Origin of the sequence: Arthrobacter sp. HMSC08H08 (assembly GCF_001807575.1) — a bacterium.
Classification (GTDB): Bacteria; Actinomycetota; Actinomycetes; order Actinomycetales; family Micrococcaceae; genus Pseudoglutamicibacter; species Pseudoglutamicibacter albus.
Map to the genome: position 1 here is coordinate 23,865 of NZ_KV789403.1, position 6,776 is coordinate 30,640.

Below are 6,776 nucleotides of genomic sequence, written 5' to 3' on the forward strand. Positions count from 1 at the left end.
GGGAAAGAACGATCTGAAACGTTTCGCGCACTGCGAATCACTTTCAGGTGCGCTGCGATTTCAGCTGCGCTGCGGTTTCAGTTGCACTGTGGTTTCAGTTGTGGCGGTTTCAGCTGCGTTGTGATTTCGATTGCGCCGTTTTCACTCCTGGGTGGATGTTCTCCATTCGAATTCCGCGGCCTCGCCGCCACCGAGCTTGAGGTAGCGCTCTGGGTGGGCCGAGCGCAGCCATGCCGCCCAGATGCCACCGAAGAGTGCGGCAAGAACAACGAGGCCTGGGAGGATCCAGTTCAGTGGGCTGGTTTCAGAGATACCCACGAGGAAAGAGAAGTTCGTGATGATGAGCACCACGATCCCGCTCAGGCTCAGGCCCGCAAGCAGTGGGGCAACGAACCTGGTCCACATCGAGAGATCCCGCGCGTTGGTTCCGAGGTAGGCCATCGCCGCGAAGCTCGTGACAGCCATGAGCGCGATGAGACCGAAAGAGCCGAGGTTGGTGAGCCACGTGAACAGCGTCAAGACCGGGAACATGACCGGGTCTTCCGAACCTGAACCGACGACAGCGAAGACGATGAGCACGGCGAGCGCGATCGAGGACTGGCAGATGGAACCTAGCGCTGGGGCTTGGCCGCGGCCGAGTGAGATCGCGAGGAACTTAGGCATCGCGCCTTCGCGTGCCAGGGTGCGCAGGTAGCGGGCTACGACGTTGTGGAAGGAGATGAGAGCTGCGATGAGCGAGGTCACGAACATGACTTGGGCGAAGACCACTAGGAAGTTCGGCACGTGCGCCCCGAGCAGTGAGAACACCACGCCTGGGCCTTGTTCCCCGGCTTCTGCGACGGTGTTTTCTGGGGCAAGTGCCATGATCATGGCCCATGCGGAGATCGCGTAGAAGATCGCTACAGCGATCACGGCGCCGAAGGTTGCGCGGCGGACCGTGTTTTCTGGGTCCTTGACCTCTTCGACATAGACGGAGCCGGATTCGAAACCCATGAACGCAGCCATCGAGAACGCGAGTACCGCACCCACGCCTGGTGCGAAGAAGTCACCGAACTGGAAGCCGTCAGCGGATAGGCCTGCTGGTGCGTCGACGACTGCGAAGATGTCGTAGATGATCACGATGATGAACTCGATGACCACGAGGATTCCGAGGACCTTCGCGGAGAGGTCGACCGAGTTGACGCCGAGGATGCCCACAATCACCCAGCCGGCGAGCGCATAGACCCACCATGGGACGTCGATGCTGAACAGTGCGTTGAACGTGTCTGCCGATGCGAAGCCGAACATTCCGTAGATGCCGACCTGCATCGCGTTATAGGCCAGAAGTGCGACCCACGCGGCGGAAACACCGGTGACGCGGCCGAGTCCGCGAGCCACATATGCGTAGAACGCGCCGGCGGTGCGTACGCGGGCCGAAAGGGCTGCGTAGCCGACTGCGAACAGCGCGAGGACCACGCCGAGTATGAGGAAGCTCAGCGGGACACCGAGCAGGCCGGTCACGGCGTAGTTGGAGCTCACACCACCTGCAAGCACGGTCAGCGGAGCGGACGCTGCGATGATCATGAGCGCGAGCGAAACCGTCCCGATGCGCTTGGATGCCGGCGGCTGACCATTCGGTTCGTCGCTGTTGAGCTGTCGGCTGATGCTGGTGTCCAGCGAACCTGGCTCTATTACGTGCGGTGTTTTAGCGGACCCCGTCGTTTCAGCTGTCATGAGGGCACCTCACTCAAAAGATGGGACCGCGGGAACCTTCGATACGGAAGAGACTGCGGCCGCCTAAGGACAACATGTGATATAGCTCACCATCTTGCTCGCGTGAGGGCCAGCTCAGCTAGCATTCCCGTGCACACGCCTTGCATTCCCTTGCAGAGTCAGCTCAGCGCCGGGGCTAGCTCGGCGCCCACGTACTCAGCGCGGCGCCCGCATTTTTTGGCGGGCTTGGGTTGGGGTTTGCCCGAATTCGGTTTTGAAGGCCCGCGAGAAGTGCGCGGCTTCCGGGAAACCCCAGCGCGCCCCGATGTGGGACACGGGAACCGAGGCGTGTGCAGGGTCTTGGATTTCTTTGCGGGCTTCCTCGAGCCGGCGGGTCCTGATCCAGGTTGCTACCGGCACGCCCATCGGCTCGAAGATCGTGTAGAGCTGCCTCACGGACATGAAGTGCGCCTGCGCGAGTGTGGCCGGGGTCAACGATGGGTCGCGCAGTTTCGCCTCGATCGTGGCGCGCACGGCCGCCAGCGCGGAGTCCGCGATCGCTTCGCTGCCGAGGTCCCGCTCGGCCTGGTCACGGCACATCGCATCCAGCAGCCCCACTGAATGGGCGCACAACGCCGCCAACCCTGCCGCGTCCTGCCGCCCGCCTGCGGCATCTTGCTGTGCGATGCGGCGCGAAAGTCCCGCAAGCAGCGGGGCCACGACATCGGACATTCCGCCGTTTTCGCCCAGCGCCACCGCGGTCAGGTTGCGTGCCGGGGCGGACAGGCGGGCGTATGGGAGCATCACGATGAGCATGCTCGAATCATCGTCCACGACCATCGTGTACGGCTCTGAGGTGTCATAGACTGCGAGCCGCCCTGGGGTCAGTTCAAGTTCGCGGCCTCCCTGGATCAGGTAGGAGCGCCCCGCCTCTTGGAGGGTGAATTTGAGCATCCCTCCCCCGCCCGCGGAGATCAGTTCCGGGGTGCGTTCCACGGCGTGCGCGGATGCGTCGATGCGGATAGCCGATACGGCGGCGTGCTGGAAGCTGGTGAGCTTGCCACTGAAGTCGCCACCGCGGGTCGCGTGAGCATGCAGCGGCACGAAGGCCTGCGACGACGCCCGCTGCCACTCGACGAACGTGCGGGTGATCGGCGTGCCCGTGATCGCGCGATGAGTTCCAGCGCGGTTGGCTGGCTCAGTTTTCTGCATAGGTGACATGGGCCACATAATAGGGCTCAATCTACGTCGCTGGGGTTTCTGTGTCACGAGCGAAGCCGTCAAGGAGCACGTGCAGCTGTGCGGTCAAAGATTCGGGTCGAGTGCTCTGCGGTTCCATCGTGAGCATGACTTGGGTACCAAGAAGAAAGGTCACGAGCGCATCGGCGGCCTTATGCGGGCGCAGCGCGGGCCTGAACTCGCCGGCCGCTTGAGCCTGCATGATCCATTCGGCTACGCGTTCGCGCCAGCGCCGCATCGCGCGCTCGTGAATGGCTTTGAGCTCGGGACTGTCGGCCGCGGCACCCCAGAAGGCCACCACGCCGGCGGCTTCCTCGCGGGATTCAGGGGTCATCGGGAGAACTTCCCCGGCGAACGCTTCGATCGCCGCGCGGCCCGTACGCTGCGCGCACGCCAGCCGCGCGCGGGCGTTGGTCCTGTCCACCGCGGATTCATACACGGCCTCCAAAAGTTCGCGCTTGGTCCCGAAATAGGGCTTGATCGCGCCGTTGGCGAAGCCGGCCTCGGCGGCAATGTCGCGCATCGTGGCGGCATCGAAACCTTCGCGCCCAATGAGCGCCCACGCGGCATCGACGATGTGCTCCCTGCGGGCTTGGTGATCAACAACTTTAGGCATGACATCCTTCTAACCGCCCGATGCGCGTTTAAGCAAAAACATATAGTTACGCGGCCGTAAAACCGAACCGATTCACATGCTCCAGATCACTTGCATGTAACCCGAATCACATTTATTCTCTACGAGTATAGAAAAACCCGGGTCCGCACGAAAGCGCGACCCGCCACCATGCCATCCGGCGCACCGGCGCACGCGTGTCGAATTGGAGAAAGCATGTCGCAGACCATCACCCCCACCAACGCAACCCCTGGGCATCACACTCTGCTGACCCCAGCGGAAGTGGAAACCGCAGTGAACATCCTGCGCGAGGCAGGCAAGTTCAGCGAAGCAACCCGCCTGGCCTACATCGGCCTGGTTGACCCTGATTTTGATCTGCCAGAAGACGCCCCCGTCAACCGTTTGGTCCGCATCTACCTGTATGACGCACAAGAGCAGAAGTCCTATGACGCAACCGTGTCCGTGACCAACGGGACCGTTGAATGCCACCACGAAATCGACACCCAGGAATACGGCGAGCTCCCGGTCCTGGCGGAAGAGTTCCCGATCGTCGAGGCGCTGCTCTCCCAGCACCCCGAGTGGATCGCGGCGATCGAAAAGCGCGGCCTCAAAGTCGAGAACGTGCGAGTCGCCCCACTGTCCGCTGGCGTGTTCGAATACCCGGAGGAATCCGGCAAACGCGTTCTTCGCGGTCTTGCTTTCGTACAGGAACACGAAGCCGACTCCGCCTGGGCACGCCCAATCGAGGGTCTGCTCGGATACGTCGATGTGGGCAACAAGGAAGTCATGCAGGTACTCGACTTCTTCGACCACCCGATCCCTGAAGAGCACGGTAACTACATGACCCCGGAAGACACCGGGCACCCGCTGCGTGAAACACAGAAACCGATCGTCATCACCCAGCCTGAAGGTCCATCTTTCACCGTGACCAACGGCAACCACGTCGAATGGGAACGCTGGAGCCTGGACGTTGGATTCGACATGCGCGACGGCCTCGTGCTGCACAACGTGTGCTTCGACGACCCGGTCAAGGGCCGCCGCCGCATCCTCAACCGCGCATCCATCGCCGAAATGGTGGTCCCCTACGGCGACCCGAGCCCGGTCCGTTCGTGGCAGAACTACTTCGACACCGGCGAATACCTCATCGGCCAGTGCGCCAACTCGCTCGAACTCGGTTGCGACTGCCTGGGCGACATCACCTACCTGTCCCCCACCATCGCTGATAACGACGGCAAGCCAGTGACCATCACCAACGGCATCTGCATGCACGAGGAAGACTACTCGCTGCTAGCAAAGCACACCGACGACTGGGCAGGCACCGCCTACACGCGCCGCAACCGCCGCATGGTGTTCTCGATCTTCACCACGGTAGGTAACTACGACTACGGCTTCTACTGGTACCTCTACCTGGATGGCAACATCGAGTTCGAAGCGAAAGCCACCGGCATCGTCTTCACCTCGGGCTTCACGGGCGACCCGCGCTACAACAGCGAAATCGCCCCAGGCCTGGGTGCACCGTTCCACCAGCACCAGTTCGCTGCGCGCCTCGACTTCGCCCTGGACGGCGGCCCGTCCCGCATCGAAGAAGAAGACGCCGTCCGCGTACCGGTCTCCGAAGAGAACCCGCGCGGTAACGCCTTCAGCCGCAAACGCACCGTGCTTGCTAAAGAATCCGAGGCGGTACGCGATCCGGACGGCTCCGTGGGCCGCGCCTGGGTCATCTCCAACCCAGAATCCACCAACCGGCTCGGCCACCCCGTGGCCTATAAACTGCACCCGGCAGGAACCCCAGTCTTGCTGGCCGACCACGACGATTCCTCGATCGGCCGCCGCGCAACCGTGATGTGCCACGCGCTCTGGGTGACCCGCTACGCGAAAGAAGAGAAGTACCCGACCGGCGACTACCCGAACCAGAACCCGGGCAAGCACGGCATCAAACAGTGGATCGAAGCCGACCGCGATATCGATACCCAACGCAACGTCGTATGGCACACCTTCGGCCTGACCCACTTCCCACGGCCTGAAGACTGGCCGATCATGCCGGTAGACACCGTCGGGTTCAAGCTACGGCCTGAAGGCTTCTTCGACCGCTCCCCAGTCCTGGATGTCCCGCCACCTGAGAAGCAGCAAATGTGCTGCACCAGCGACGGCAGCGACTCCAACGATGCAGGATGCGGCTGCTGACACTAGTCGCTAGCTCTCATGAGTTCATGGTCTCCCCGGGTCTTCTTTCTCAAGACCCGGGGAGACCTGCGTCCCGGGACTGTTGGGCGCTGGCATCACTGTTGGCGTGAGCGCCGCAGTGCGAGAGACTGAAAGCATGAAGATTGCTTTTCTTGGTACTGGCCGGATGGGCACCGAGCTTGCCCGTAAGTTGCTCGCTGATCACGATGTGACGGTGTGGAACCGCTCCGCCGAGCGTGCCCAGCCGCTGGTTGATGAGGGTGCCGTGCTCGCTGAGTCTGCCGCTGATGCGGTGGCTGGCGCGGACATCGTGGTTTCATGCTTGTTTGGCCCGGATGTGGTGCGTGAGGTCATCACGGGCGCGGGCTTGATCCCGGATGGTGTCCCGTGGCTTGATGCCACGACGGTGGGGCTGGCTGATGCACGTGAGTTCGCTGCCGCGGTCCCGAGCTATGTCGCAACCCCGGTGGTGGGCACGCTGGGTCCGGCGCGTGCCGGCAAGCTCGGCGTGTATGTGGGCTCCCCGGATGAGGGCCTGCGCACCCGGGCCGCCGATGTGGTGGCTGTGTGGGCTGATCCGGCGCGTTTGCGTCCGGTCGATACTGCCGAGAAGGCTACCGCTGGTAAGTTGCTGGCTAACCTCGCGTTGGCGGTTTCGGCTCAGGGTCTGCGGGAAGCGTTGACGCTGGGTGCGGCCGCTGGCCTGGATGGTTCCGCAACCCTGGACATGCTCGATTCGACCGGGCTGGCTTTCATCGCGAACATGAAGCGCCCATTCGTTGAAGGCGAGCGGGAGAGTTCGCCCGGCGATTTCACGGTGGACGCCATCGCTAAGGACGCTCGGTTGATGCTCGATGCCGTGGCTGGCTCGGAGCGTTTCGGTGAGCTGTACGAGCAGGGCCGAGTTGATGCGGATGCATTCGATGCGAACATGCCTGCCGTGCGTGCCGCACTGGGTTCGCTAGATGCGGCTCAGGAGACGGGCCGCGGGGACCGGGACTTCTCCACGATCTTTGTAGACAGCGCCGCCATCGGTTCGCCCTGGGAA

5 protein-coding genes are annotated in these 6,776 nt (G+C 62.8%); 2 read left to right on the forward strand and 3 right to left on the reverse strand.

Annotated features, from left to right (window positions below; all coding sequences use genetic code 11):
- Window positions 1–141: 141 nt before the first annotated feature.
- The 3 genes from HMPREF3175_RS08195 to HMPREF3175_RS08205 form a co-directional block, all read right to left on the reverse strand.
- Complete coding sequence (locus tag HMPREF3175_RS08195; protein WP_083289514.1) at window positions 142–1,713, reverse strand: APC family permease; 1,572 nt, start codon at window positions 1,711–1,713, stop codon at window positions 142–144.
- A 195-nt stretch (window positions 1,714–1,908) separates the two neighbouring features.
- Window positions 1,909–2,913, reverse strand: a complete 1,005-nt coding sequence (locus HMPREF3175_RS08200) for an AraC-like ligand-binding domain-containing protein (protein ID WP_176745150.1) — start codon at window positions 2,911–2,913, stop codon at window positions 1,909–1,911.
- A 22-nt stretch (window positions 2,914–2,935) separates the two neighbouring features.
- On the reverse strand, window positions 2,936–3,547 hold the full coding sequence (locus HMPREF3175_RS08205; protein ID WP_070491811.1) for a TetR/AcrR family transcriptional regulator: 612 nt from the start codon (window positions 3,545–3,547) through the stop codon (window positions 2,936–2,938).
- Window positions 3,548–3,760: 213 nt separating this feature from the next.
- On the opposite strand from HMPREF3175_RS08205, the gene HMPREF3175_RS08210 reads away from it, so the two are divergent.
- Window positions 3,761–5,728 (forward strand): primary-amine oxidase, encoded by a 1,968-nt coding sequence (locus tag HMPREF3175_RS08210; RefSeq protein ID WP_052048491.1) that lies wholly within the window; start codon window positions 3,761–3,763, stop codon window positions 5,726–5,728.
- Between the two features lie 118 nt (window positions 5,729–5,846).
- Window positions 5,847–6,776 (forward strand): NAD(P)-dependent oxidoreductase (locus HMPREF3175_RS10025; RefSeq protein WP_256276346.1); only part of this gene is annotated, 930 nt, incomplete at its 3' end.

Excerpts from the sequence above, each read along its gene's own strand:
- HMPREF3175_RS08195 (WP_083289514.1), bottom strand. The coding sequence starts at position 1,713 with ATGACAGCTGAAACGACGGGGTCCGCTAAAACACCGCACGTAATAGAG.
- HMPREF3175_RS08200 (WP_176745150.1), bottom strand. The coding sequence starts at position 2,913 with ATGTCACCTATGCAGAAAACTGAGCCAGCCAACCGCGCTGGAACTCAT.
- HMPREF3175_RS08205 (WP_070491811.1), bottom strand. The coding sequence starts at position 3,547 with ATGCCTAAAGTTGTTGATCACCAAGCCCGCAGGGAGCACATCGTCGAT.
- HMPREF3175_RS08210 (WP_052048491.1), top strand. The coding sequence starts at position 3,761 with ATGTCGCAGACCATCACCCCCACCAACGCAACCCCTGGGCATCACACT.